The organism is Microbacterium foliorum (assembly GCF_006385575.1).
Taxonomy (GTDB): Bacteria; Actinomycetota; Actinomycetes; order Actinomycetales; family Microbacteriaceae; genus Microbacterium; species Microbacterium foliorum_B.
Map to the genome: position 1 here is coordinate 3504462 of NZ_CP041040.1, position 24646 is coordinate 3529107.

The window sequence follows — 24646 nt, forward strand, 5'->3', positions numbered from 1 at the left end:
GTGCCATTCCACGCCGGCCCCACGGTCGGGGGCAGTGACGGCTCTCCCCGGTACTGCCAGTACCTCCCTCGATCGCGCGCGGGGGCGTACCGTCGAGGACATGGACACCCGCAACGAGGTGCGCGAATTCCTCTCGTCGAGGCGCGACCGCATCACCCCCGATCAGGCAGGCCTGCCCGCATACGGCGGCAACCGGCGCGTGCCGGGGCTCCGCCGAGAAGAGGTGTCGCTGCTCGCCGGCGTCAGCGTCGACTACTACACCCGGCTCGAGCGCGGCGATCTGTCCGGGGTCTCCGACAGCGTGCTCGACGCGCTCGCCCGCGCCCTGCAGCTCGACGAGGCCGAGACGGCCCACCTGTTCGACCTCGCCCGCACGGCGAACGCCTCACCGGTCGCCCGCAAGCCGCGCAAGAAGGTCGAGACGCTGCGCCCCAGCATCCTGCGCCTGCTCGACGCGATGACCGAGGCGCCCGCGATCGTGCGCAACAACTACTTCGACTACCTCGCGGCGAACGCACTGGGCCGCGCGCTCTACGCCCCGCTCTTCACGACCCCGGTGCCGAACAGTGCGCGCTTCGCCTTCCTCGACCCCGCCGCGCAGGAGTTCTACCCCGAGTGGGAGCGCAACACCCAGGAGCTCGTGGCCGCGATGCGCGGCGAGGCCGGGCGCAACCCGTTCGACCGCAAGCTCACCGATCTCGTGGGAGAGCTGTCGACCCGCAGCGAGCGGTTCCGCACCCTGTGGGCCGCGCACAACGTGCGCTTCCACCGCAGCGGCGTCAAACGCATCAACCACCCCGTCGTGGGCGAGATGGAGCTGACCTACGAGGCGTTCGAGCTGCCCGCCGACGCAGGGTTGCAGATGTCGACGTACACGGCAGAGCCGGGAACAGCGTCGGAGGAGAAACTGCGGATGCTGGCGAGCTGGATGGCGACCGACGCGGCCGTCGCCGCGCCCGAGACCGTGTCGCCGGAGCGCACCGAGGCCTGAGCGAGAGGTTCTGCTCTGAGCAGAACCGCTCGAATCATGCGCTGACCGCGGATTATCGTGAGGCATGGCCGACCTCGTCCCGTTCCCCCGCGCACCTCGCCCCGCTCGCCCTCGCCCCAGCGAACCCGAACCTCTGTGGCGCCAGATGCTCGGCGACCAGCTGCGGCGGCGACGACATGACCGCGACGAGACGCTGACCGAGACGGCCGAGAACGCCGGAGTCTCGCCGCAATACCTCTCGGAGGTCGAACGAGGACTCAAAGAGCCGTCGAGCGAGATGATCGCCGCCATCGCGGGAGCCCTCGACACCTCGCTGATCGAGCTGGCGAGCGGCGTCGCCGACGAGCTGCGTCAGGTGACGGCGGCTCCGGCATCCGCTGCGGTCTCGGCCTCGCGCGGGGCCTTCGCCCTCGCCGCCTGAGCCGTCTGCTCCCTCGCTGTTCTCACCCCACCGCCCCGCGCGGCGGTGCGGGGTCAATAGTGCACCGGATCCGGCCGTGCGGGATGCGATATTGACCACCCACCGCGGGCGGGATGCGATATTGACCCCGCACCGCCCGTCACGCAGCCCGCTCACCCAAGACGGTGTCGATCAGCCCGTACGCGAGGGCTGCGGATGCCGTGAAGACGCGATCGCGGTCGGTGTCGGCGCGCAGCTCGGTCAGTGACCGGCCGCTGTGCCTGGCGAGGATCGCCTCCATGTCCGCCCGCACGCGCACGACCTCGTCGGCCGCGAGGATGAGGTCGGGGATCGCCCCTCGTGACTGCCCGGCGGGCTGATGCAGCACGATGCGGGCGTGAGCCAACGCCGCGCGCTGGCCCTGTGCCCCAGCCGCGACCAGCAGCGCAGCCGGTCCGATCGCCTGCCCGACGCACGTCGTCGCGACCGCGGGGCGGATGTGCTGCATCGTGTCGTAGATCGCGAGCGCGGCCCCCGGGTCGCCGCCCTCGCTGTTGATGTAGAACTGCACGCCCGCGTCCTGACTGTCGGCATCCAGATGCAGCAGCTGCGCGATCAGCGCGTTCGCCACTCCCGCGTCGATGCCGGTGCCGAGATAGATGACCCGCTCGGCGAGCAGGTGCGAGTAGACGTCCATCACGCGCTCGCCCCGCGGATGCTGCGCGATGACGTTCGGGATCGTGTAGCCGCTCATGCGCTCGCCCCCAGTCCGACTCGGACTCGTCGACGCGGCATGAGATCCGAGAGCGAATCGACGATCTCGTCGATGAAGCCGTAGTCCTTCGCCTGTCCCGCGGTGTACCAGCGGTCATGCAGCGAGTCCTCGAAGATGCGCACCACGGGCTGCCCGGTGTCGGCCGCGATCAGCCCGAGCACCGTGTCGCGCATGTGCCTCAGGTCGTCGGCCTGCGTCTCGATCTCGCCGGCCGAGCCGCCGATGCCGGCAGACCCCTGGTGCATGAGGATGCGCGCGTGCGGCAGCGCCCTGCGCTTGCCCTCGGTCCCGGCCGAGAGCAGGAACTGCCCGGCGCTGCAGGCGAGGCCCAGCGCGAGGGTCGACACGTCGTTCGGAACCATCTTCATGAGGTCGCGGATCGCGAGCATCGACGGCACCGAGCCGCCGGGCGAATGGATCCACAGGGCGATGTCGGTCGTCGGATCCTCGGCTGAGAGAGTGAGCAGCTGCGTCATGAGCAGCGTGCCGTTGTCGTCGTCGAGGGCGCCGTCGAGCACGAGCACGCGCTCGTGGAACAGCGCCCGTCTGGCCTCGGGTCCGAACTGCGGGATCGGGTTGTCTTCGCTCATGGCCCCAGCATCCGTCGTCGAGAACGTGTGCGGGGCGGTATCCGCCCGAGGCAGATCCGCCTGAGGCAGATCGCGCATCGACCTGCACGGATGTGCACGCGTAACACCCCCGACTCACGACGCTTCTACCCTCGAGGCATGGCTCAGCAGAAGACACCCGAGTGGCAGTGGTCCGAAGACGGCATCAACTTCCGCACCCGCAAATGGGTGAAGCCGGAAGACCTCAACGCGAACGGGTCGCTGTTCGGCGGCAGCCTGCTCAAGTGGATCGACGAGGAGGCCGCGATCTACGCGATCGTGCAGCTGGGCAACTACCGCGCGGTGACCAAGCACATCTCGGAGATCAACTTCGAGGCCTCGGCCGTGCAGGGCGACCTGATCGAGATCGGCCTGCAGGCGACCCACTTCGGCACCACGTCTCTGACCATGCGCGCGGTCGCCCGCAACATGATCACCCGCAAGCGCATCCTCACGATCGAGAAGATCGTGTTCGTGAGCCTCGACGAAGACGGCACACCGACCCCGCACGGGTACGACGAGATCACCTACAACCGCGACCGGATGCCGACGGAGAGCATCGCCACCGGCACGATCCGCCTGCCCTAGGTTCTGGCCAGCGGCTCCGCGGACATCGCGGCGGCGTCCGTGACCCGCGACAACGAGGCGAATGCCTGAGCGAGGTCGGCGATCAGGTCGTCGACGTTCTCGAGACCGATCGAGAGTCGCAGCACATCCGCATCGGGGCGAGCCTCTGCGGGCACGGGCCGGTGGGTCAGCGCGGCCGGATGCTGGATCAGCGAATCGACACCACCCAGCGACACGGCGTGCGTGAACAGCGATGTCGACGAGGTGACGGCGGATGCCGCGGCATACCCGCCCTGCATCCGCATCGCGATCATGGCCCCGGTGCCGCGCATCTGGCGCGCGAGGATGCCGTCGGGATCCTCATCGAGGCCGGGATAGAAGACCTCCGCGACCTCTGGCCGGTCGATCAGCCACTGCACGATGCGGCGAGCGCTCTCCTGCTGCGCCCGCATGCGCACCGGAAGGGTCGTGAGTCCGCGGTGCAGCAGGTAGGCGCCGAGCGGGTGCAGCAGCCCGCCCGTCACTGCGCGCACGCGGCGCAGCGTCTCTGCGGTCTGCTCGCTGCAGGCCACCACACCGGCGATCACGTCGCCGTGCCCGCCGAGGTACTTCGTGGCGCTGTGCAGCGACATGGCCGCGCCGTGGTCGAGGGGGTTCTGCAGCACGGGCGTCGCGAAGGTGTTGTCGACGACGACGGGGACGCCTCCGGCCTGCGCGACCACCGCGGCGATGTCGGCGATCTCGAGGGTCGGGTTGGCGGGGGTCTCGACCACCACGAGTCCCGTGTCCGGGCGGATCGACGCAGCGACCTCGGCAGGGTGGCAGTACGTGGTCTCGACACCCAGCAGGCCCGAGCCGAGCAGATGGTCGGTGCCGCCGTAGAGGGGGCGCACCGCGACCACGTGGTTCTTGCCGGCAGCCGGTCCGTGCGCGAGGATCACCGCGGTCATCGCCGCCATGCCCGACGCGAAGGCGACCGATGCCTCGGCGTGCTCGAGCTCGGCGAGGGCGTCTTCGAACCGCGCCACGGTCGGGTTCCAGAGCCGCGCGTAGACCATGCTGCCGTCGGCGGGCGGCCGCCCGCCCGTCGCCATCGCCTCGTACGAGTCGCCACCGCGCTCGATATCGGGCAGCGGGTTGGTCGTCGACAGGTCGATCGGCAGCGCGTGGACGCCGAGTCCTTCGAGGTCTGAGCGGCCGCTGTGCACGGCGACGGTGTCTGGATGCAACGGTGCAGTCATGCCTGCCACGTTGCCCGAATCACGATCGATGCGCAGAAATTCGACAGCATCCGTCGTGTTCTGAGTGGTTCCCGATATTCTGAGCGAACATGCGACCACAGGAGGTGCGGGCATTGGCGAAAGCACAACTCGATGAGATCGATCTCGAGATCCTCGCCGTGCTCACCCGCGATGCCGAGGTCACGAACAAGGCTCTCGCGCACGGGCTGGGCCTGGCGGAGTCCACGTGCGCCCATCGCGTGCGAGCGCTGCGTGAGCGCGGGATCATCCGCGACACCCGCGTCCGGATCGACGGGGCGGCTCTCGGCCTGCCCCTGCAGGCGATCATCAAAGTGCGCCTCGCGAATCACACCGGCCCCAAGGTCACGGCGCTCTTCGACGCGCTCGCGAGCATCCCCCGGGTGCTGCAGGTGTTCCACGTCGCGGGTGTCGACGACTTCCTCGTGCACGTCGCGGTGCAGGATGCCACCGCTCTGCGCGACATCGTGCTCGAGCACATCACGATCCACCCCGTGGTCCGCGGCACCGAGACGCAATTGGTGTTCGAGCTCCGCGACGGCGCCGGTCTGCTCGCGCGCTGAGCGGATCGTGGGCGAGGATGGACTGGTCCGTCGAGCAAGGGAGCCCCGAATGAGCCGCAGCGCCACCGCAGCCACGACCGCGATCAGAGAGATGCGCGACTTCCTCTTCGCGAATGCGACGGACTACCCGGCGGCGCGCGAAGGGTTCGTCTGGCCGTCGCCCACCGAGTTCAATTTCGCGCTCGAGTGGTTCGACGTGATCGCGGGCGAGACGCCCGACCGCCCTGCCGTGCAGATCGTGTCGGCCGATCTCAGTCTCGAGTCTTGGACGTACGGCCAGCTGTCGGCCCGCTCAGACCAGGTCGCGGCCTGGCTGACCGGCCTCGGCATCCGACGAGGCGACCACGTCATCGTGATGCTCGGCAACACCATCGAGCTGTGGGAGGTGATGCTCGCCATCACCAAGATCGGCGCGGTGTCGATCCCGACGTCGACCCTGCTCTCGGCATCCGACCTCGCCTACCGCGTCGAGCACGGCAGAGCCCGCGCGATCGTCACGCTCGGCAGCCTCGGTGAGCGCATCGCCGACATCGACGCCGACGTGCTGCGCATCGGAGTGGGTGACGGCGTCCCGTCTGAGTGGACGCGCTTCGACGACTCTTCCAGCGCGCCGACGACCTTCGAACCGGACGCCGCGACGCCGGCCGACGACACGGCCCTGCTCTACTTCACGAGCGGCACGACCAACCGCCCGAAGCTCGTGCAGCACACGCACGTCTCGTATCCCATCGGACACCTGTCGACCATGTGGTGGCTGGGCGTGCGACCCGATGACGTGCACCTGAACATCTCGTCGCCGGGGTGGGCGAAGCATGCATGGTCGAGCTTCTACTCGCCGTTCCTCGCCGAGGCGACGGTCTTCGTCTACAACTACGACCGGTTCGACGCGAACACCCTGATGCAGGTGATGGACACGCACCACGTCTCGACGTTCTGTGCGCCGCCGACGGTGTGGCGGATGCTGATCCAGGCCGACCTCGCGCGACTGACCCACCCGCCGCGCGAGCTCGTGGGGGCCGGCGAGCCGCTGAACCCCGAGGTCATCGACCGGGTGCGCGCGGCGTGGGGCGGCACGATCCGCGACGGCTTCGGCCAGACCGAGATGACGGCCTGCGTGGGCAACTCCCCCGGCCAGGTCGTCAAGGTCGGATCCATGGGGCGCCCGCTGCCCGGGTATCCCGTGGTGCTGCTCGACCCCGCCACCGGTGAGATCGCCGAGCACGAGGGCGAGATCGCACTCGATCTGGCCGACCCGCCGGTCGGGCTCATGGCCGGGTACTACGACGACCCCGACAAGACAGCCGAGTCCCGCGTCGGCGGCTACCACCACACCGGTGACATCGCCCAGCGGGATGCCGACGGGTATCTGACCTACATCGGCCGGGCAGACGACGTGTTCAAAGCCTCCGACTACAAGATCTCACCGTTCGAGCTCGAGTCGGTGCTGTTGGAGCACGACCTCGTGATCGAGGCGGCGGTGATCCCGAGCCCCGACCCGACGCGGCTCGCGGTTCCGAAGGCCTACGTCTGTCTGCGCCCCGACGCGGTCGGTGCCGAGGCCGATGCCGCCCGTTCGATCTTCGCCTACGCGCGCGACCGATTGTCGTCGCACCTGTGGGTGCGGATCATCGAATTCGTCCCCGAGCTGCCCAAGACGATCTCGGGCAAGATCCGGCGCGTCGAGCTGCGCGCCAGAGAGGCCGAGCGCGTGACCTCAGGAGACGAGGGCGCGCAGCACCGCGATCGCGACTACCGCTGACGAGCCCTCAGCCTGCCAGCGCGGGCTGACTGCCCGTGCTCGGCGTCGCCGTCGTGCTGCGCGGCACGGCAACCGGATCCGGTGCGTCGACGAGGGGCTGGACCCGCGCTGCGCGGGCCGCTTCGCGTGCCGGCTCACCGGCGCTCACGATGCCGCGACCCACGGCTCCGATCACCAGCATCACGACGAGCGCCGCGCCTGAGATCAGCAGCGGCGTCCACTGATTCGCGAACGATGCCGTGGAGCTGAGCATCGCGCTCGGAATCCACAGACCGACCGCTCCGCCGGCGAGACCCGCTGCTCCGCGCATGATCGCGACCCCTGCGATGAGCGCACACAGCGCTGCGAGCACAGCTCCCGCCACTCCGATCGGCACCAGAATCGATGCTAGTTCGCTTGCCACCCTTGACGATGTCATCACGACCCCCCGGTCTGCGGAATCTCCGCACTACCAACACTACGAAGTGTCGGCGTGCTGGACATCCATCTCAAGGATGATGTTCTGCAACCGTGACGAGCTGTTCAGCGACGCGTCAACCGCCCGAAACGTGAGGTCTTGACCACTCGCACCGGCTGAGTGACGACCGCATCGACGACCATCGAGCCGTCCGTCGGTCCGATGATCGCCATCGCCGACGTCTCGGTGGACTCGATCGGGTCGACCGGCATGCGAGCGAGCGACCGATGAGCGCGCACATACGCCGGCACCAGCAGCACGATCGCGCCGAGCCAGGCGAGAGGGTTGCTGAGCGCCACGCCCTCGAAGCCGATCATCGCGCCGAGCACGATGGCGGCACCGACGCGCATCACCAGCTCGATCACCCCCGTGACGGTGGGCACGAGGGTGTGGCCGAGGCCCTGCAGCGCACCGCGCAGCACGAACAGCACGCCGAGCGCCCAGTAACCGCATCCGTTGATGATCAGCATGAGGTGTGCGAGGTCGACGACCTCATCCGCTGCGGCGCCCTCGCCGACGAACAGCCGCACCAGGGGCGCACCGAACGCGATGATGACGACTCCGAGCGCGATGCCGGCGGCGATCGCCATCCAGGTGCCCTCTACGACACCGCGGCGGATGCGGTCGGGGCGGCGTCCACCCAGGTTCTGCGCCGTGTACATCGATGAGGCGAGACCCAGCGACGAGAGGAACGCCACGGCGAGGCCGTCGACGCGGGACGCCGTCGTGTAGGCGGCGACGGCATCGGAGCCGAGGGTGTTCAGCGCCACCTGCACGACGAGCGTGCCGATCGCGATGATCGACGCCTGGAAACCCATCGGCAGGCCGAGGCGCAGGTGCTCCCTGAAGTCGTCGCGGGTGACGCGCCAGTCGGCCCGACGCAGGTGCAGCATCGGCAGCCGACGGCGCACGAACTCGAGGCACAGCGCCACCGACACGGCCTGGGCGACGACGGTCGCGAGGGCCGCGCCGCCCACGCCCCAGTCGAGCGGTCCGACCATGAGGATCACGAGGCCGACATTGAGCGCACACGACACCGTGAGGAAGATCAGCGGCGTGCGCGAGTCGCCGATCGCGCGGATGATCGCCGAGAGGTAGTTGAAGAACATCGTCGCGCTGGCGCCGATGAAGCTGATCTGCGTGAAGACCGTGGCCTCGGGCATGAGCTCGGCCGGCGTCTGCAGCAGGGCGAGCGTCGGTGCCGCGATCAACGGCGCGACGATCGTGAGCACCACGCTGGTGATGCCGGTCAGGATCACGCCCGTCGCGACCGAGCGGCGCACCGCCGCACCGTCACCCGCGCCGAACGCCTGCGCGATGGGGATCGCGAAGCCGCTCGTCAGACCCCAGGCGAAGCCGATCAGCAGGAACAGCAGGCTGCCGGTCGCGCCGACGGCGGCGAGAGACTCGACGCCGAGGTGCCGGCCGACGACGACGGCATCGGCGAACTGGTACATCTGCTGCACGACATTGCCGAGCAGCAGGGGGATCGAGAACGACAGGATGACGCGCCACGGGCGGCCCGTGGTGAGGGAGGTGGCCATGAGAGGAGCGGCTCGCAGAACTGGGGGATGATCGGGGGTCGAACAAGGATATCGAATCGATTCGGTTAACTGCCATCCCTGATCGGCCATTACGGTCGGAAGGATGCCGCAGCGGGACGCGGCACCCGATACCGGAGGATCGAGCGATGACGACAGAGAGAACACGGGGATCCGTCGGGGTGGACGCGACCGCCGGGGGCGACGGCGACGGCGACGACCAGCACCTGAAGAGGGCCCTGAGCAACCGCCACATCCAGCTGCTCGCGATCGGCGGTGCGATCGGCACCGGCCTGTTCATGGGCAGCGGCAAGACGATCTCGGTCGCCGGCCCCTCGGTGATCTTCGTCTACATGATCATCGGCTTCATGCTCTTCTTCGTCATGCGGGCGATGGGCGAGCTGCTGCTGTCGAACCTCAAGTACAAGTCGTTCAGCGACTTCGCGAGCGATCTGCTCGGCCCGTGGGCCGGCTTCTTCACCGGATGGACGTACTGGTTCTGCTGGGTCGTCACCGGAGTCGCCGATGTGATCGCGATCGCCGGATACTCGGATGCGCTGATCCCCGGCATCCCGTTGTGGATCCCCGGAGTCCTCGTGATCGTCATCCTGCTCGCGCTGAACCTGCCCACCGTCGCCGCCTTCGGCGAGATGGAGTTCTGGTTCGCGCTGATCAAGATCATCGCGATCGTCGCGCTCATCGTCACCGGTCTCGTGATGATCTTCACCGGCTTCCAGCACGATGCGGGAACCGCGAGCTTCAGCAACCTGTGGGACCACGGCGGCATGTTCCCGCACGGCTTCATGGGCTTCGTCGCGGGCTTCCAGATCGCGGTGTTCGCGTTCGTCGGCGTCGAGCTCGTCGGCACCGCCGCAGCCGAGACCAAGGACCCCGAGAAGAACCTCCCCAAGGCGATCAACGCGATCCCGATCCGCATCCTGCTCTTCTACGTGGGTGCGCTCGTGATCCTGATGGCCGTCACCCCGTGGACCGAGTACGTCGCCGGCGAGAGCCCGTTCATCGCGATGTTCGCCCTCGCGGGCCTCGGCATCGCCGCGACGGTCGTCAACCTCGTGGTGCTGACCTCGGCCATGTCGAGCGCCAACTCGGGCATCTACTCGACGTCGCGCATGGTCTTCGGTCTCGCGAAAGACGGCGACGCACCGCGCATCTTCGGTCGCCTCTCGAAGCGAAGGGTGCCGCAGAATGCGCTGTTCCTGTCGTGCATCCTGCTGTTCTCGGGGGTCGTGCTGCTCTACGCGGGTGAAGACATCGGCACCGCGTTCGACATGGTGACCACGGTGTCGGCCGTCTGCTTCATGTTCGTGTGGACGATCTTCCTGTGCAGCTACCTCGTCTACCGCCGCCGGCGGCCCGAGAAGGTCGCGGCGTCGAAGTTCCGGATGCCGGGCGGCGTCTTCATGGTCTACGTGGTGCTCGCGTTCTTCGTGTTCATCCTCTGGGCACTGACGACCCAGCCAGACACCCTTACCGCGCTGCTGGTGACGCCGATCTGGTTCGCACTGCTGTTCGTTTCGTGGCTGTTCGTGCGCAAGTCGCAGAACCATCTGACCCGTCACGCAGCGCACATCGCGTACCTGCGCGACGACTCCCCGGAGTAGCCGCGGGCGGATGAGGGAGGGGCTGACAGCCCCTCCCTCATCGTCGAGGCCGCGCGTAGCGTCGGTCTCGACGAAAGGACACCGCATGCACACTCGCACACTCGGACAGGGACTCGAGGTCTCGGCAGTCGGACTCGGCTGCATGGGAATGTCACAGAGCTACGGGCCGAACCCCGGCACCCGCGACGAGATGATCGCCGTGCTGCGCTCGGCGCTCGACCTCGGAGTCACGTTCTTCGACACCGCAGAGGTCTACGGCCCGTATGTGAATGAGGAGCTGGTCGGCGAGGCTCTCGAGCCGATCCGCGACCAGGTCGTCATCGCGACGAAGTTCGGCTGGCGCATCGAAGACGGCAAGAGCGTCGGCCTCGACAGCCGGCCGGAGCAGATCCGCCGCGTCGCCGAGCAGTCGCTGCGTCGCCTGCGCTCCGACGTGATCGACCTCTTCTACCAGCACCGCGTCGACCCCGACGTGCCGATCGAAGACGTCGCCGGCACGGTGGCCGAGCTGATCGCAGAGGGCAAGGTGCGGCACTTCGGGCTGTCCGAGGCATCGGCCTCGACGATCCGCCGGGCACATGCCGTGCAGCCGGTCACCGCGCTGCAGAGCGAGTACTCGCTGTGGACGCGCGACCCTGAGGCCGAGGTCCTGCCCGCCCTCGGCGAGCTCGGCATCGGCTTCGTGCCCTTCAGCCCGCTCGGCAAGGGGTTCCTCACCGGCACGGTCGATCGCAGCACTTCATTCGCTGAAGGTGACATCCGCGGCACGATCCCGCGCTTCAGCGAGGAGAACCGGGCAGCGAACCAGGCGCTGGTGGGCCACGTCGCCTCACTCGCGGAGGCCAAGGATGCCTCGCCCGGTCAGATAGCCCTCGCCTGGCTGCTGGCTCGCGAACCGTGGATCGTGCCGATTCCCGGCACCCGACGCACCTCTCGCATCGCCGAGAACGTCGGAGCGACGGCTGTGGCGCTGTCGGCCGACGAGATGGCGGATCTCGACCGGCTCGCCGACCGGGTCGGGGTGCGGGGAGACCGGTACAACCCGCAGCAGATGTCGTTCGTCGATCGTTGAGCGCGCGAGAGCGCTGGGTAGTCTGAGGCGGATGACTCCGCCCCGCAGCTACCCGGCCACGATCGCCGCACCCGTGGAGCACGAACTCGTCATCAAGAAGTCGCGGTTCATCGCACGGGTCGAGCCGGTCGCCTCGGTCGAGGATGCGGATGCCGTGATCGCGCGCATCCGCAAGCAGTGGTGGGATGCGCGGCACAACTGCACCGCGATGGTCACCGGTCTGCTCGGCGATCAGGCGCGCTCGTCGGATGACGGCGAGCCGTCCGGCACTGCGGGGGTGCCGATGCTCGAGGTGCTGCGACGGCGAGAGCTGACCGACGTCGTCGCCGTCGTGACCCGCTACTTCGGCGGCGTGAAGCTCGGTGCCGGCGGGCTCGTGCGCGCGTACTCGTCGGCCGTCTCGGAGACCTTCGATCTCGCATCGCTCGTGCACCGGCAGTCCCTCACTCAGGTGACGATCGACGTCGCACAGGCGGATGCCGGACGCTTCGACAACCTTCTGCGCGACTGGGTGCCGCGTCACGGCGCGACGCTCGGTGATCCGCGTTACGGGGCGCTGGCCACATTCGAGGTGTGGGTGCCCGCGCAGGAGCTCGAGCGACTCGCGGATGACATCGCCGCGGCATCCGCCGGCTCCGTGGTGCCGGTGATCGGCGTCGAGCGCGTCGTGGACGTGCCGGCCTGACCTCGACCGCGGCGCCCGGCTGATCCACAACAGCGTCCGGATATTCTGGATGCCGCGATCTCGGAAGGAGAGCGATGTTCGACAGCCCGCTCTCGGCTTCTGCCTACGAGATCCTCGGTGTGGACCCGACCGTCGACGACGACGAGCTGCGGCGCGCCTACCGTCGTCGCCTGCGCCAGACGCACCCGGACACGGGTGGCGACGCCGCCGTGTTCATCCAGGTGCAGCGGGCGTGGGAGCTGATCGGCACCCCCGAGGGCCGCGCGGCCTACGACCGCCGTTCCGGCGCGCACCCCGGCATCCCGGCCGAACCGGAGTGGAACGGCTGGCGCCCGCAGTCGGCAGCCCGCACCGACACCCGCCCCCGGGCACGGTCGTACGGCCACCCGGGCGGCTGGCGCCGAGAGCGCTACCTGTCGCTGATCCGCGAATGGGCCGGCCGCGGCGTCGAGGTGCCCGACCCCTATGACCCTGCGCTCGTGCGCTCGGCCCCACGTGACCTGCGTCGCCTGCTGGCCGATGCTCTCGCCGAAGAGGCGACCGCCCGCACGGTGAGCGCGCTCGGCATGGGCTTCACGGTGTGGCACGACGTGGCCACAGGAGCGGACGCCGACGACAAGCTCGACCATGTCGTGCTCAGCCCGTCCGGCCTCTACGGCATCATGTCGGAGGACTTCGGCGGGGTCGTCGGGTTCCGGCGAGGCGAGATCACCGGCCCGAGCCTCGGCACACGCGCGCCCGTCACCGCCGCTCTCGCGCGCATGCGCACCGTCGCCAAGGCCGCCCGCGTGAAGTTCGGCGGACTCATCATGGTGCTCCCCGACGATGATCTGGCCCAGGCTGTCACGCCGCTGGGCAGCAGCCGCGGCGTGCCCGTCGTGGTCGTGCGTCGCAGCGCGCTCTCGATGGTGCTGCGCCAGGGAGTCCCCGGCGCCCGTGCCATCGGCGGCAACGAGCTCTTCGACGTGCGCACCCGACTGCAGCAGACCGTCACCTTCGTCTGACGCGGGGCCTCCTGAGATCGAGAGGAGCTCTTGACCGCGATCGTCAAACCGGTTTACACTCGCCTCACCCGCATTCGTCAAACCGGTTAAATCCTGCTGGCCGGATGCCGATGGTCAGCCCGATGTTCCACGAGGAGGTGGCATGAGCCGCACGACGATCGCCGACGTCGCCCGCGAAGCCGGCGTCACCAAGGCCACCGTCTCGCACGCGATGAGCGGCAAGCGGCCCATCTCCGACGACACCAGGGCCAAGGTGCTCGCCGCCGCCGAGAAGCTCAACTGGGTGCCGAGCCAGAGCGCCCGCGCGCTGGCCACCCAGAAGGCCAACGCGATCGCGGTGGTGCTGGCCCGAGACCCTGAGGTCATCGCGAACGACTCGTTCTTCCCCGCGTTCATCGCCGGTGTCGAGTCGGTGCTGGCCGAGACCGAGACCGCCCTGATCCTGCAGGTGGTTCCCGATCGCGCAGCCGAAGAGCGGGCCTACCGGTCGCTCAGTCACGGTCGCGCGGATGGCGCCCTGCTGCTCGACCTGAGGAACGATGACTGGCGCGTGCCGCTGCTCGAAGAGCTCGACCTCCCGTCGGTGCTGGTCGGCGCCTACGAGCAGCCGACCAGGTTCTCCTGCGTGCGCACCGATGACGACTCACCCGTGCGCGAGATCATCGCTCACCTGCGCACCGAGGGGCATGAGCGCATCGCGCACGTCTCGGGTCCGCTCGACTACGTGCACTCGCGGGTGCGGGCTGATGCCTACATCGCCGCCGTGGGCGGCGATGCTCTGCTGCGCGAAGGCGACTTCACCGCCTCGAGCGGCCGCGAGCGCACCGCCGAACTGCTCGCGCTGCCCGAGCGCCCGACCGCCATCCTGTACTCGAACGACACCATGGCGATCGCCGGGCTGTCATTCGCACGGTCGAGCGGCCTCAGCATCCCCCGGGATCTCGCGATCGCCGGCTTCGACGACGACCACCTCTCGGCTCATCTCTCCCCCGCGTTGACGAGCGTCTCATCGGGCCCTGCCGCGCGAGGACGCGCCGCCGCCCGCCTGCTGCAGGCCGACATCCTCGGTGCCGAGCCGCGCACAGAGGTCGTCGACTGCAACGTCGTGCACTTCCGGGAGAGCACCACCCGCTAGACGATCGCCCGAACCATCGCGTCAAGGAGGACAACATGAAGAAGAAGATCCGCGCAGCAGCGCTCCTGGGAGCCGTCGCACTGGTCGCCACCGGCTGCTCGTCCGGTGGCGGAGGCGGCGATGCCTCGGCCGAGGGCACCGGCTCGATCGACATCTGGCTGTCGAACAACGAACAGGAGGTCGCCTGGGGCACCGCCGTGGTCGACGCCTGGAACGCCGAGCACCCCGACGAGCAGGTCAACGCTCAGGAGATCCCCGCCGGTTCGTCGTCGGAAGAGGCGATCACCGCGGCCATCACCGCCGGCACCGCGCCGTGCCTCGTCTACAACGTGGCTCCGGCTGCGGTCTCAGGCTGGGTCAAGCAGGGCGGACTCGTCGACCTCAGCTCCATGGAGGGCGGCAGCGACTACATCACCGAGCGCGGTGGAGAGGTCGACTCGTACGCGACCGACGGCAGCTTCTATCAGCTGCCGTGGAAGTCGAACCCGGTCATGGTGATGTACAACAAAGCCCTCTTCGAGGCGGCGGGCATCGACCCCGAAGACCCCCAGATGGCCTCGTACGACGACTTCCTCGCCGGGTCACGGGCGATCGTGGAATCCGGCGTGCAGAGCGCGATCTGGCCGGCGCCGACCAGCGAGTTCTACCAGCCCTGGTTCGATTTCTACCCGCTCTATCTCGCCGAGACCGACGGCACGATGCTCGTCGAAGACGGCACAGCGACGGTCGACTCGGATGCCGGGCGCGAGGTCGCCGAGTTCTGGAAGACCTTCTACGACGAGAAGCTCTCGCCCAACGAGGCCTCGACCGATGACGCGATGTCGGCCGGCACGACCGCGATGCAGCTCGCCGGCCCGTGGGCCATCCCGTCGTATGCCGAGACCGTCGACGTCGGGTTCATGCCCGTGCCGACGAGCGACGGCCGCGAGAACCCGACCACCTTCGCCGACTCGAAGAGCGTGTCGATGTTCACCGCGTGCGAGAACCAGGGCACCGCGTGGGAGTTCCTGAAGTTCTCGACGAGCGTCGACAGCGACGGACAGCTGCTCGAGGCGACGGGCCAGATGCCGATGCGCACCGACCTCACCGAGACCTACGCCGACTACTTCGACGCGAACCCGAACTACGTGGCGTTCGCCGAGCAGGCCGAGGCCACGGCAGACGTGCCCAGCATCCCCAACTCGGTCGAGGCCTGGCAGGCCTTCCGCGACGAGTACTCCGCCGCCGTGATCTTCGGCAAGGAGTCGGTCGACGACTTCCTGAAGAACGCCACGACGAAGATCGACGACCTCGTCGCCGAGTGATGAGCCCGTCATGACGCTCCGAGACGACGCCGTCGCGGACGTGGCCGGGGGCACTGCAGCCCCGGCCCCGTCCGCGGGCCGGCCACCGAGGGCGCGGTTGCGCACCCGACTCCTGGGTGCGCAACCGATCGGCGGCCTGTTCGCCCTGCCGTACCTGATCTTCGTGCTGGCGATCTTCGCGTTCCCGCTGGGATTCGCGGTCTACATCGCCTTCCACGACTACTTCTTCACGGCCCCCAACGTCGAAGTCGAGCGACCGTTCGTGGGCTTCGACAACTTCGTGACCGTGCTCACCGACCCGAGGGTTCTCGGATCGTTCCGCAACACCCTGATCTTCCTCGTCATCAACGTGCCGCTCACCGCCGTGCTCTCGCTCGTGCTCGCGGCGGCGCTGAACACCGGCATCCGCTGGGTCGCCGCCTACCGCGTGGCGTTCTACGTGCCGTATCTGACGGCGAGCGTCTCGCTCGTCGGAGTGTGGATGCTGCTGTTCTCGGGCAACGGTCTGATCAACACGATCCTCGGGCCACTCGCCCCCGATCCGTCATGGTTGGTGAACAGCGGTCTCGCGATGCCGATGATCGCGCTGTACGTCACGTGGAAGCAGCTGGGCTTCTACATCCTGCTGTACCTCGCAGCGCTGCAGAACGTGCCGAAAGAGCTCTACGAATCGGCCGAGACCGACGGTGCCGGCGCGTTCTCGCGCTTCTGGAACGTCACGGTTCCCGGTGTGCGCAGCGCCACCACGCTCGTGCTGATCCTGTCGATCATCACCGGAGCGAACCTCTTCACCGAGCCGTACCTGCTGACGAACGGCGGCGGCCCCGACGGCGCCTCCTCGACACCCGTGCTGCTGATCTATCAGCTGGGCATCCAGCAGCAGAATCCCGACACCGCGGCAGCGATCGGCATGATCCTCGTGATCCTGGTCGGCATGCTGTCGCTCGCCGCCAACCGTGCCACCAGGGAGCGATGACCATGAGACGCCAGCGTTCACTTCCCCGCATCCTGAGCCTGATCCTGCTCACGGTCGCGGCGATCGGCTTCGCCTTCCCGTTCTACTTCATGCTGGTCGGGGCGTTCCAGGAGAACCCGACGAACTCGCCGAACGAGCTCTTCCCGACGAGCGGATGGACGGTCGACAACTTCCTCGCGATCGACTCCCGCATCGACCTGGCCGGCTCCCTGCTCAACTCGCTGATCTTCACGGCCGGCGTACTGCTGGGAACGGTCGTGTTCGGCCTGCTCGCCGGGTACGCGATCGCGCGACTCGACTTCCGAGGTCGCGGCGTCATCTGGGTGCTCATGCTGCTGGTGCAGATGGTGCCCTTCCAGCTGCTGATGATCCCGTTGTACGTGCAGATCACCCGCAACTACGGGCTCGGCGACTCGTATATGGGCATGATCCTGCCGTTCCTCATCAACACCACGGCGGTGTTCATCTTCGTGCAGTTCTTCAAGGCGCTGCCCGTCGAGATCTTCGAGGCCGCCCGCATCGACGGCGCAGGGGAGATCCGCCTGCTGACCTCGGTCGCGATCCCGCTGATCAAGCCGGTGCTCGTGACGGTCGTGCTCGTCACCTTCATCGGTCCGTGGAACGAGTTCCTCTGGCCGTTCCTCATCACGAAGGACGCATCGCTGCAACCGCTCGCCGTGTCTCTCGCGAACTACATCTCGAATGTCGCGCAGTCCACGGCGAACCCGAACGGAGCGATCCTCGCGGGTGCGACCGCGCTGGCCTTCCCCGTCGTGATCCTCTTCATCGTCTTCCAACGCTTCTTCCGGGCCACCGACCTCGGTGCGGCCGTCAAGGGCTGATCCGCCCTCCCCAGTCCCCCAGAAAGGACCCCCATGTTCACCGGAGCATCCTTCCCCCTCGGCCCGTTCACCCCCTACGAGGGCAACCCGATCCTGCGCCCGAAGGGCGACAGCTGGGAGTCGGCGAATCTCTACAACCCTGCGGCCCTCGTCGACGGCGACGAGGTGGTGCTGCTCTACCGGGCGCACGCCGACGACATCGTGTCGCACATCGGCATCGCCCGCTCGAGCGACGGCGTGAACTTCACCCGAGAGGACGCCCCCATCCTCTCCCCCTCCGAGGACTACGAGCGCTACGGATGCGAGGATCCGCGCATCGCGCTGATCGACGGCACCTACTACCTCACCTACACCGGCTGGGATCGGCGCAGCGCGCAACTGTGCCTCGCGACCTCGACCGATCTGCGCACCTGGACCAAGCACGGCCCGCTGTTCGACGACTTCGACACGTTCAAGACCATGGACCCCCGCGGGTTCAACTGGTCGAAGGCCGGGGTCATCGTGCCGCAGAAGATGCACGGCAAGTGGTGGATGTACTTCGGCGAGGGTGCGATCTACTGGGCGACCAGCGACGATCTCATCCACTGGACGCCGGGCACCGCCGACACCGAGCCGATGTACTCCCCTACTGCCGGCACGTGGGACGAGGCGCTCGTCGAGATCGGCACATCGCCGGGCGTCACAGACAACGGCCTGCTCGTCATGCTCACGAACGGGGCGACGCGCACGGTGCACGCCGACGGTTCGGTCGACGTCGACTACCGCTGCGGGCAGATCGCGATCGACCCCGACGAGCCGACGAAGGTGCTCGCGCGGTTGCAGGAGCCATGGCTGCGTCCGCAGACTTTCGAGGACATGCACGGTCTCGTCTCGAACGTCACGTTCGTCGAGGGACTCGTGAAGTTCCAGGGCAGGTGGTTCGCGTACTACGGGCAGTCCGACACGACGCTGGCCGTCGCCATCCACGACCCCGCTCAGCCGTGGGGCCGCGCACTGCGGGATGCCGGCGAGGAGTGATGACATGGGCATCTCGCGCCGCACGTTCCTGACCGCCGTGGGCGGCGGGAAAGTGCGGGTGCGCGGCGGCGGGTTCACGATCACCCGGTGACCGGAGCCCCGACGTCGGGCTACGGTTGCGGTGTGCCTGCGATCCCCGTGTACGACCAGCTGCCCGACCGTCCCGCGCCCGACAACCCGACGGGAAAGCTCGTGCTCCTGCGCCATGGCGAGACCGAGTGGTCGAAGGCCGGCCTGCACACCGGCCTCACGGACATCCCGCTCACGGCCCGGGGCGAGGATCTCGCCCGCGGTGCCGGCCAGCTGGTCGCCGACTACGACTTCTCGCTCGTGCTGTCCTCACCGCTCGAGCGCGCCCGGCGCACGGCCGAGCTCGCCGGTCTGCACGCCGAGATCGATCCGCTGCTCGTCGAGTGGGACTACGGCGGATACGAGGGCCGCACGACGAAGGACATCCGCGAAGAACTCGGCTACGACTGGAGCGCATTCACCCACGGCGTGATCCGCGGCGCGACGCCGGGCGAGACCGTCGAGGAGGTCGCGGCCCGCGCATCCCGCGTGCTCACCCGCGTTCTGCCGAAACTGACCGAGGGTGATGTGGCGCTGGTCGCGCACGGGCACTTCCTCCGCATCCTCACCGCGGTCTACCTGCGCCTAGCTCCGCGCTTCGGCGCTCAGATCACGCTGGACGCCGGATCGGTGTCGGTGCTGAGCTTCTACCGCGAGCAGCCGGCGATCCTGACGTGGAACTACGGCCTCGAGCTGCCGCTCGCGCCGTCGGAGTCCTGACTGGTCAGATCACGCTTCCACAGGTGTCTTCACCGGGCACTGCGGATGACGTACCTCTCGTCGTTCGTCGGTCCGCCCCAGTATTCGTCGTCGTCCAGCAGCCGAAGCTCGACATCGCTGCGGACTTGCTTCACGAGCCGAACGCACTCGGCAGCGGGTAGACCCACACCATTGCTCCACAACCCCTCGACCAGGATCAGCACGCCGTCCGGCACGAGCAACTCACTCCATCTCGCCAGGGCTTCGGAGGGGTCGGGCATCGCCCACAGCACGTGACGGCAGAGAACCGCATCGAAGGTCGCGGCCGGCAGTGGCGGCTCCGCCGCATCCGCCACCGTGAAAAACGGCCGCGGGTCGACCTGCGCGGTCTTCTCGCGAGCCCGTCGAACCATCTCCGGAGAGAAGTCGACGCCGTGAACGAGGTGCTGGCCCTCGACAGCCAGGAGAGTCGAGAGAGTGCCCGTGCCGCATCCGAGGTCGGCAACACGGCGCCCCGGTGACCCGATCATCGGAAGCAGAAGATCGGCCCAGGCACGGCGGACGACAGGGTCTCGGAGACCGTGGTCCGGGGCTTCGTCGAAGGTTTCGGCCTCGCGGTTCCACAGCGCCCTCATGTCCTCGGGCACGCTCAGCTCATCCGCTGGAGGGACATCGCGTGGACCGTGGGCGCGCCCTCGAGAGCGAGTTCGAACCGAACTCCGGTGCGCGCGGTCGTGACGTCGAAGGCGATCGTCTCGTTCGTACACACGATCGGCTCCGATCGGGCTCCCTCGTCCAGTTCGCTGGTCACGAGTGTGATGGTGCCGTCACCCCTGCAGGCGAACTGAGCCTGGTAAGACCCCGCCGGGAGTGACGTGAAGGTCGTCACGTCGTTGGCCGAACTGTTCTCGCTCATCCACCCGGAGAACCCGAAGACATATCCGTCGGCGTCTCCGCCGGGAACGGCAGTCTTCGCCCAGTCGGCGATCTCCTCGACGGGCACGGGGAGCAGTGCTTCATCCCCCTCGGCGTCGGGAGTGGCGCTCGGTGCGGGGCTCGACGCCGAGGCGGAAGGCGACGGCGATTCTTCGGCTGACCCTGAGGGTTCGCCAGTGCATCCGGCGAGCGCCACCCCCGCCATCAAGATCAGTCCCACGGTCACCGCTCTTCTCGTAGACATCCCTTCACGCTACGTGCGCGTGTGCAGGATGCAACCCGCGCGGCCGACACGCCGTTCTTTTGAGTTACTCAAAAGAGTCGCTAGAGTCGAGGCATGGAGACAGAACTCGACTCGGCACTTCGCGGTGCCGGGCTGCGCGCGACGGCGGGCCGCGTCGCCGTGCTCGAGGCCCTGGAATCCATGGCCCACACGGATGCGGAGCGGGTCTTCCGTGCCGTCTCCGACGTGCTTCCGACGACGTCGATCCAGTCGGTGCACAACATCCTCGCGGACCTGACGACGGCGGGTCTGATCCGCCGGATCGAACCGGCAGGCTCCGCGGCGCTCTATGAGCGGCGCATCGACGACAACCATCACCACATCGTGTGCACCCAGTGCGGTGCGATCGGCGATGTGGACTGCGTCGTCGGCGAAGCGCCGTGCCTCACCCCGTCTTCGGCGGGGGGATTCACCGTCCAGACAGCCGAAGTGACCTTCTGGGGCCTGTGCCCCAGTTGCCAGAACGCCGCGCAGTAGCATCCGCCGCCCGATCCCGGGCACCCGGGGCGATCGTCGTCGCTGCGCGCAGAAGGAGAAGAACATGACCGACCCATCGACCACCACCCAGACGGGCACCCCCGTCGCGAGCGACGCCCACTCGCTCACCGTCGGAGCAGACGGACCCACGGTCCTGCACGACCGCTACCTCGTCGAGAAGCTCGCGTCGTTCAACCGCGAGCGCGTGCCGGAGCGCAACCCCCACGCCAAGGGCGGCGGAGCCTTCGGAACCTTCACCGTGACGGAAGACGTGTCGGCCTACACGCGTGCCGCAGCCTTCCAGCCCGGCGCTCAGAGCGAGACGCTGCTGCGCTTCTCGTCGGTCGCCGGCGAGCAGGGTTCGCCCGACACCTGGCGCGACGTGCGCGGCTTCGCGCTGCGCTTCTACACGCCCGAGGGCAACCTCGACATCGTCGGCAACAACACCCCGACCTTCTTCCTGCGCGACGCCATGAAGTTCCCCGACTTCATCCACTCGCAGAAGCGCCTCGGCGACTCGGGTCTGCGCGACGCCGACATGCAGTGGGACTTCTGGACCCTTTCCCCCGAGTCCGCCCACCAGGTCACGTACCTGATGGGAGACCGTGGCCTGCCGCGCAGCTGGCGCCACATGAACGGCTACGGCTCGCACACCTACCAGTGGGTCAACGCCGCAGGCGAGCGCTTCTGGGTGCAGTACCACTTCCTGTCGAAGCAGGGCGTCGAGGCGATGAGCGCCGAAGAGGCCGAGAAGCTCGCAGGGTCGGATGCCGACTACTACCGTCGCGACCTGTTCGACGCGATCGCGAGCGGCGATGCCCCCTCGTGGGATGTCTACGTGCAGGTCATGCCCTACGACGAGGGCAAGACCTACCGCTTCAACCCGTTCGACCTGACGAAGACCTGGTCGAAGAAGGACTACCCGCGCATCAAGGTCGGCACGTTCACGCTCGACCGCAACCCGCAGAACTTCTTCGCCGAGATCGAGCAGGCCGCCTTCTCGCCCGGCAACCAGGTTCCCGGCACCGGCATCTCGCCCGACAAGATGCTCATGGCTCGCGTGTTCGCGTACTCCGACGCACAGCGCTACCGCATCGGCGCGAACTACAACCAGCTTCCGGTCAACCAGCCGCATGCGGCCGAGGTGCGCAACTACATGCACGAGGGCCAGATGCAGTACAAGTTCAACCCGGCCGAGCATCGCGTCTACACGCCGAACTCGTATGGCCCGGCGGGCGGCCCGACCGCTGACCCGGCTGCCGGCGTCGAGGCGAGCTGGGAGTCGGATGGCGAGCTGATCCGCGCCGCGGCCACCCTGCACCTCGATGACGACGACTTCGGTCAGGCGGGCACGCTGTACCGCACGGTCTTCGATGACGAGCAGCGCGCGCGCTTCCTCGACACGCTGACCGGTCAGGGACAGGCCATCACGATCGACGCGATCCGCGAGCGCTTCTTCCAGTACTGGACGAACGTCGACGAATCGCTCGGTGACGCTCTGCGCGCTCGCTTCTGAGTCGCAGCTGCCACCATTCCGGGGGCCGACACACCAGACGACGAACCGCTTCGGCGGGTCCGTTCGACAACTGGCGTGTCGGCCCCCGGTCTGTGTGCGAGGGCAGGAGGAGGAGGACAATGGATGCCGTGGCTGTTCCTCTCTCCGACCTGACCAACATGCCCGACCCCCAGCAGGTGTACTCCGCTGACGGCACTCGCCTCGCGACGTACACGTGGGGCGAGATCGACGCTCCGGTGGTGGTCATCGTGCACGGCTTCGCGTCGAGCGCCCGCGACACCTGGGTGCTCACGGGCTGGGTGCGTGAGCTCACCAAGGCCGGCTACCGGGTGCTCGCGCTCGACCAGCGGGGCCATGGCCTCAGCCAGAAGCCGCACCAGGCCGATGCCTACGGCATTCGCACCCTCGCGACCGATGTCGAGACGGTCATGGACGCGTACCTCGTCGATGAAGCGGTCTATGTCGGATACTCGCTCGGCGCGCGCGTCGGCTGGGAGGTCGTGCGCGATCTTCCGCATCGCATCGGCCGTGCCGTGCTCGGCGGGGTGCCCGACGGCATCCCTCTCGCCCGACTCGATCTCGATCAGGTGCGCGCGTATCTGGCCGACGGCACGCCTGTGTCGGATCCGACGACGCAGAACTACATCACACTGACCGAGCGCGTGCCGGGCAATGACCTCGGTGCACTCGTGGCGCTGGCCGCGGGCTTGCGGTCGTCACGGACGATCGACCCGGATCCGTCGAATGCCCCGGCGAGCCCGATCCTGTTCGCGACGGGGTCGAAGGACGCCATCATCGAGGGCTCGCGCGCACTCGCCACCGCTGCCCCTCAGGGCCAGTTCTTCGAGATCCCGGACCGCAATCACTTCAACGCTCCGGGATCCCGTGCCTTCAAGGAAGCAGCGCTGGCTTTCTTGCAGGCGAGCTGACCTCCGTCAGACCGTCGCGTTCTCTTCGCGCTTCGGCAGCACCCATCCCGCACGCGGGAAGTGGCAGGTGTAGCCGTTGGGGTACTTGATCAGGTAGTCCTGGTGCTCTTCCTCGGCCTGCCAGAACGGGCCCGCGGGCTCGATCGTGGTCACGGCCTTGCCCGGCCACAGACCCGAGGCGTCGACGTCGGCGATGGTGTCGCGCGCGACAGCCTCCTGCTCGGGGCTGAGCGGGAAGATCGCCGAGCGGTAGCTCGAGCCGATGTCGTTGCCCTGGCGGTCCTTGGTCGAGGGGTCGTGGATCTGGAAGAAGAACGCGAGGATGTCGCGGTAGGTCGTCTTGGTGGGGTCGAAGACGATCTCGACGGCCTCGGCGTGCCCGGGGTGGTTGCGGTAGGTGGCATGGTCGTTGCTGCCGCCGGTGTAGCCGACACGGGTGTCGAGCACGCCGGGCTGGCGGCGGATGAGGTCTTCCATGCCCCAGAAGCAGCCACCGGCGAGCACGGCGGTCTCGGCTCCGGGGGTGCGGGTGATGGTTCCGGTGTCGGTCATGACTGCTCCTCAGAGGTGGGGGTGGTGGGGAAGAGGTGACGGTAGCGACCGTACCCCTCATCTTCCAGGCTGTCAGCCGGGATGAAGCGCAGGGCCGCGGAGTTCATGCAGTACCGGAGCCCTCCGGCGTCGCGGGGTCCGTCGTCGAAGATGTGCCCGAGGTGGCTGTCGGCCCCGCTGGACCGCGCCTCGGTGCGCTTCATCCACAGCGTGCGGTCGGTGCGCGTGGTCACGGCATCGGCCTCGATGGGCTTGGTGAAGCTCGGCCATCCGGTGCCGCTGTCGAACTTGTCGGTCGACGCGAAGAGCGGCTGGCCCGAGACGACGTCGACGTAGATGCCGTGGTCGTGGTTGTTCCCGTACGCGTTGCGGAAGGGCGGCTCGGTGGCGTCTTCCTGCGTCACCTCGTACTGCAGGTGCGTGAGGTCGCTGACCGCCGCGGGGTTCTTGCTGTACTCGTTCGACATGATCTGACTCCTTGTCTGACGCGGCTGGCTGCAGCGTCATAGAGGAGAACCAGGAGCGCGCCGGTTTTGGTCCCGCAGGACTGTGAGCGGGCTGTGAGTTTGAAAGGAGTCGATAGAGTTGCTCAGCCACACACACCACAG

General features: G+C 68.1%; 27 protein-coding genes. 18 read left to right on the plus strand and 9 right to left on the minus strand.

All coding sequences use genetic code 11. The features are described 5' to 3' along the window. Window positions 1-100 precede the first annotated feature (100 nt). Window positions 101-991: a helix-turn-helix transcriptional regulator gene (locus FIV50_RS16940; protein WP_140038441.1), complete on the plus strand. Its 891-nt coding sequence runs from the start codon at window positions 101-103 to the stop codon at window positions 989-991. 64 nt (window positions 992-1055) lie between these two features. Next, window positions 1056-1412: a helix-turn-helix domain-containing protein gene (locus tag FIV50_RS16945; RefSeq protein ID WP_140038442.1), complete on the plus strand. Its 357-nt coding sequence runs from the start codon at window positions 1056-1058 to the stop codon at window positions 1410-1412. Window positions 1413-1551: 139 nt separating this feature from the next. Here the strand turns inward: FIV50_RS16945 and FIV50_RS16950 are convergent, their stop codons facing one another. Together FIV50_RS16950 and FIV50_RS16955 are read right to left on the minus strand one after the other, a co-directional pair. Beyond that, window positions 1552-2145, minus strand: coding sequence for a ClpP family protease (locus tag FIV50_RS16950; protein ID WP_140038443.1), 594 nt, complete (start codon window positions 2143-2145; stop codon window positions 1552-1554). Next, complete coding sequence (locus tag FIV50_RS16955) at window positions 2142-2756, minus strand: ClpP family protease (protein WP_140038444.1); 615 nt, start codon at window positions 2754-2756, stop codon at window positions 2142-2144. The genes FIV50_RS16950 and FIV50_RS16955 overlap by 4 nt, the downstream gene beginning before the upstream one ends. Before the next feature lie 138 nt (window positions 2757-2894). Here FIV50_RS16955 and FIV50_RS16960 point away from each other — a divergent pair, with 138 nt between their 5' ends. After that, window positions 2895-3362: an acyl-CoA thioesterase gene (locus FIV50_RS16960; protein WP_140038445.1), complete on the plus strand. Its 468-nt coding sequence runs from the start codon at window positions 2895-2897 to the stop codon at window positions 3360-3362. Here FIV50_RS16960 and FIV50_RS16965 read toward each other — a convergent pair. After that, on the minus strand, window positions 3359-4582 hold the full coding sequence (locus tag FIV50_RS16965) for a trans-sulfuration enzyme family protein (RefSeq protein WP_140038446.1): 1224 nt from the start codon (window positions 4580-4582) through the stop codon (window positions 3359-3361). The genes FIV50_RS16960 and FIV50_RS16965 overlap by 4 nt on opposite strands. Before the next feature lie 104 nt (window positions 4583-4686). Between FIV50_RS16965 and FIV50_RS16970 the strand changes: the two genes are divergently transcribed. Next, complete coding sequence (locus FIV50_RS16970) at window positions 4687-5163, plus strand: Lrp/AsnC family transcriptional regulator (RefSeq protein ID WP_258184499.1); 477 nt, start codon at window positions 4687-4689, stop codon at window positions 5161-5163. 49 nt (window positions 5164-5212) lie between these two features. Further along, a complete protein-coding gene (locus FIV50_RS16975) occupies window positions 5213-6922 on the plus strand; it encodes an AMP-binding protein (protein ID WP_140038448.1) in 1710 nt (569 codons plus the stop codon). 7 nt (window positions 6923-6929) lie between these two features. On the opposite strand, the gene FIV50_RS16980 is transcribed toward FIV50_RS16975, so the two are convergent. Together FIV50_RS16980 and FIV50_RS16990 are read right to left on the minus strand one after the other, a co-directional pair. Further along, complete coding sequence (locus FIV50_RS16980) at window positions 6930-7298, minus strand: hypothetical protein (RefSeq protein WP_181164265.1); 369 nt, start codon at window positions 7296-7298, stop codon at window positions 6930-6932. Between the two features lie 146 nt (window positions 7299-7444). Then, the gene (locus FIV50_RS16990; RefSeq protein WP_140038450.1) at window positions 7445-8923 is read right to left on the minus strand and encodes an MATE family efflux transporter; all 1479 of its coding nucleotides are present in this window, start codon (window positions 8921-8923) and stop codon (window positions 7445-7447) included. 146 nt (window positions 8924-9069) lie between these two features. Here FIV50_RS16990 and cycA point away from each other — a divergent pair, with 146 nt between their 5' ends. From cycA to FIV50_RS17040, 10 genes are all read left to right on the plus strand, one after another. Beyond that, a complete protein-coding gene (gene cycA / locus FIV50_RS16995) occupies window positions 9070-10542 on the plus strand; it encodes a D-serine/D-alanine/glycine transporter (RefSeq protein WP_258184325.1) in 1473 nt (490 codons plus the stop codon). A gap of 85 nt (window positions 10543-10627) precedes the next feature. Beyond that, window positions 10628-11614, plus strand: a complete 987-nt coding sequence (locus tag FIV50_RS17000; protein ID WP_140038451.1) for an aldo/keto reductase — start codon at window positions 10628-10630, stop codon at window positions 11612-11614. Between the two features lie 31 nt (window positions 11615-11645). Then, the gene (locus FIV50_RS17005) at window positions 11646-12299 is read left to right on the plus strand and encodes an IMPACT family protein (RefSeq protein WP_140038452.1); all 654 of its coding nucleotides are present in this window, start codon (window positions 11646-11648) and stop codon (window positions 12297-12299) included. A 74-nt stretch (window positions 12300-12373) separates the two neighbouring features. After that, a complete protein-coding gene (locus tag FIV50_RS17010; protein WP_140038453.1) occupies window positions 12374-13303 on the plus strand; it encodes a J domain-containing protein in 930 nt (309 codons plus the stop codon). Window positions 13304-13445: 142 nt separating this feature from the next. Then, window positions 13446-14438 (plus strand): LacI family DNA-binding transcriptional regulator, encoded by a 993-nt coding sequence (locus FIV50_RS17015; protein ID WP_140038454.1) that lies wholly within the window; start codon window positions 13446-13448, stop codon window positions 14436-14438. A 35-nt stretch (window positions 14439-14473) separates the two neighbouring features. Continuing rightward, window positions 14474-15742 carry an extracellular solute-binding protein gene (locus tag FIV50_RS17020; protein WP_140038455.1) on the plus strand — a complete coding sequence of 423 codons (1269 nt, stop codon included), beginning with the start codon at window positions 14474-14476 and terminating at the stop codon, window positions 15740-15742. A gap of 10 nt (window positions 15743-15752) precedes the next feature. After that, window positions 15753-16718: a carbohydrate ABC transporter permease gene (locus FIV50_RS17025; protein ID WP_140038456.1), complete on the plus strand. Its 966-nt coding sequence runs from the start codon at window positions 15753-15755 to the stop codon at window positions 16716-16718. 2 nt (window positions 16719-16720) lie between these two features. Next, entirely contained in the window at window positions 16721-17560 is an 840-nt protein-coding gene (locus FIV50_RS17030; RefSeq protein ID WP_140038457.1) for a carbohydrate ABC transporter permease, read from the plus strand. 33 nt (window positions 17561-17593) lie between these two features. After that, window positions 17594-18577: a glycoside hydrolase family 130 protein gene (locus tag FIV50_RS17035; RefSeq protein WP_140038458.1), complete on the plus strand. Its 984-nt coding sequence runs from the start codon at window positions 17594-17596 to the stop codon at window positions 18575-18577. Between the two features lie 132 nt (window positions 18578-18709). Then, the gene (locus tag FIV50_RS17040) at window positions 18710-19366 is read left to right on the plus strand and encodes a histidine phosphatase family protein (RefSeq protein ID WP_228385721.1); all 657 of its coding nucleotides are present in this window, start codon (window positions 18710-18712) and stop codon (window positions 19364-19366) included. Window positions 19367-19395: 29 nt separating this feature from the next. Here the strand turns inward: FIV50_RS17040 and FIV50_RS17045 are convergent, their stop codons facing one another. After that, window positions 19396-19992 carry a class I SAM-dependent methyltransferase gene (locus tag FIV50_RS17045; protein WP_258184328.1) on the minus strand — a complete coding sequence of 199 codons (597 nt, stop codon included), beginning with the start codon at window positions 19990-19992 and terminating at the stop codon, window positions 19396-19398. A 2-nt stretch (window positions 19993-19994) separates the two neighbouring features. Then, complete coding sequence (locus tag FIV50_RS17050) at window positions 19995-20525, minus strand: hypothetical protein (protein WP_140038459.1); 531 nt, start codon at window positions 20523-20525, stop codon at window positions 19995-19997. A gap of 93 nt (window positions 20526-20618) precedes the next feature. Between FIV50_RS17050 and FIV50_RS17055 the strand changes: the two genes are divergently transcribed. The 3 genes from FIV50_RS17055 (at window position 20619) to FIV50_RS17065 (ending at window position 23486) form a co-directional block, all read left to right on the plus strand. Beyond that, window positions 20619-21041 (plus strand): Fur family transcriptional regulator, encoded by a 423-nt coding sequence (locus tag FIV50_RS17055; RefSeq protein WP_056374876.1) that lies wholly within the window; start codon window positions 20619-20621, stop codon window positions 21039-21041. A 64-nt stretch (window positions 21042-21105) separates the two neighbouring features. Then, the gene (locus FIV50_RS17060; protein WP_140038460.1) at window positions 21106-22557 is read left to right on the plus strand and encodes a catalase; all 1452 of its coding nucleotides are present in this window, start codon (window positions 21106-21108) and stop codon (window positions 22555-22557) included. A gap of 119 nt (window positions 22558-22676) precedes the next feature. Next, window positions 22677-23486, plus strand: coding sequence for an alpha/beta fold hydrolase (locus FIV50_RS17065; protein ID WP_140038461.1), 810 nt, complete (start codon window positions 22677-22679; stop codon window positions 23484-23486). Between the two features lie 6 nt (window positions 23487-23492). On the opposite strand, the gene msrA is transcribed toward FIV50_RS17065, so the two are convergent. Both msrA and msrB read right to left on the minus strand, forming a co-directional pair. Beyond that, complete coding sequence (msrA, locus tag FIV50_RS17070) at window positions 23493-24038, minus strand: peptide-methionine (S)-S-oxide reductase MsrA (protein WP_140038462.1); 546 nt, start codon at window positions 24036-24038, stop codon at window positions 23493-23495. Then, entirely contained in the window at window positions 24035-24505 is a 471-nt protein-coding gene (msrB, locus tag FIV50_RS17075; RefSeq protein WP_140038463.1) for a peptide-methionine (R)-S-oxide reductase MsrB, read from the minus strand. The genes msrA and msrB overlap by 4 nt, the downstream gene beginning before the upstream one ends. Window positions 24506-24646 lie beyond the last annotated feature (141 nt).

Bases quoted from the DNA above. Each gene is read 5' to 3' on its own strand.
- FIV50_RS16940 (WP_140038441.1), top strand. From the start codon at position 101: ATGGACACCCGCAACGAGGTGCGCGAATTCCTCTCGTCGAGGCGCGAC.
- FIV50_RS16945 (WP_140038442.1), top strand. From the start codon at position 1,056: ATGGCCGACCTCGTCCCGTTCCCCCGCGCACCTCGCCCCGCTCGCCCT.
- FIV50_RS16950 (WP_140038443.1), bottom strand. From the start codon at position 2,145: ATGAGCGGCTACACGATCCCGAACGTCATCGCGCAGCATCCGCGGGGC.
- FIV50_RS16955 (WP_140038444.1), bottom strand. From the start codon at position 2,756: ATGAGCGAAGACAACCCGATCCCGCAGTTCGGACCCGAGGCCAGACGG.
- FIV50_RS16960 (WP_140038445.1), top strand. From the start codon at position 2,895: ATGGCTCAGCAGAAGACACCCGAGTGGCAGTGGTCCGAAGACGGCATC.
- FIV50_RS16965 (WP_140038446.1), bottom strand. From the start codon at position 4,582: ATGACTGCACCGTTGCATCCAGACACCGTCGCCGTGCACAGCGGCCGC.
- FIV50_RS16975 (WP_140038448.1), top strand. From the start codon at position 5,213: ATGAGCCGCAGCGCCACCGCAGCCACGACCGCGATCAGAGAGATGCGC.
- FIV50_RS16990 (WP_140038450.1), bottom strand. From the start codon at position 8,923: ATGGCCACCTCCCTCACCACGGGCCGCCCGTGGCGCGTCATCCTGTCG.
- cycA (WP_258184325.1), top strand. From the start codon at position 9,070: ATGACGACAGAGAGAACACGGGGATCCGTCGGGGTGGACGCGACCGCC.
- FIV50_RS17000 (WP_140038451.1), top strand. From the start codon at position 10,628: ATGCACACTCGCACACTCGGACAGGGACTCGAGGTCTCGGCAGTCGGA.
- FIV50_RS17005 (WP_140038452.1), top strand. From the start codon at position 11,646: ATGACTCCGCCCCGCAGCTACCCGGCCACGATCGCCGCACCCGTGGAG.
- FIV50_RS17010 (WP_140038453.1), top strand. From the start codon at position 12,374: ATGTTCGACAGCCCGCTCTCGGCTTCTGCCTACGAGATCCTCGGTGTG.
- FIV50_RS17015 (WP_140038454.1), top strand. From the start codon at position 13,446: ATGAGCCGCACGACGATCGCCGACGTCGCCCGCGAAGCCGGCGTCACC.
- FIV50_RS17020 (WP_140038455.1), top strand. From the start codon at position 14,474: ATGAAGAAGAAGATCCGCGCAGCAGCGCTCCTGGGAGCCGTCGCACTG.
- FIV50_RS17025 (WP_140038456.1), top strand. From the start codon at position 15,753: ATGACGCTCCGAGACGACGCCGTCGCGGACGTGGCCGGGGGCACTGCA.
- FIV50_RS17030 (WP_140038457.1), top strand. From the start codon at position 16,721: ATGAGACGCCAGCGTTCACTTCCCCGCATCCTGAGCCTGATCCTGCTC.
- FIV50_RS17035 (WP_140038458.1), top strand. From the start codon at position 17,594: ATGTTCACCGGAGCATCCTTCCCCCTCGGCCCGTTCACCCCCTACGAG.
- FIV50_RS17050 (WP_140038459.1), bottom strand. From the start codon at position 20,525: ATGTCTACGAGAAGAGCGGTGACCGTGGGACTGATCTTGATGGCGGGG.
- FIV50_RS17055 (WP_056374876.1), top strand. From the start codon at position 20,619: ATGGAGACAGAACTCGACTCGGCACTTCGCGGTGCCGGGCTGCGCGCG.
- FIV50_RS17060 (WP_140038460.1), top strand. From the start codon at position 21,106: ATGACCGACCCATCGACCACCACCCAGACGGGCACCCCCGTCGCGAGC.
- FIV50_RS17065 (WP_140038461.1), top strand. From the start codon at position 22,677: ATGGATGCCGTGGCTGTTCCTCTCTCCGACCTGACCAACATGCCCGAC.
- msrA (WP_140038462.1), bottom strand. From the start codon at position 24,038: ATGACCGACACCGGAACCATCACCCGCACCCCCGGAGCCGAGACCGCC.
- msrB (WP_140038463.1), bottom strand. From the start codon at position 24,505: ATGTCGAACGAGTACAGCAAGAACCCCGCGGCGGTCAGCGACCTCACG.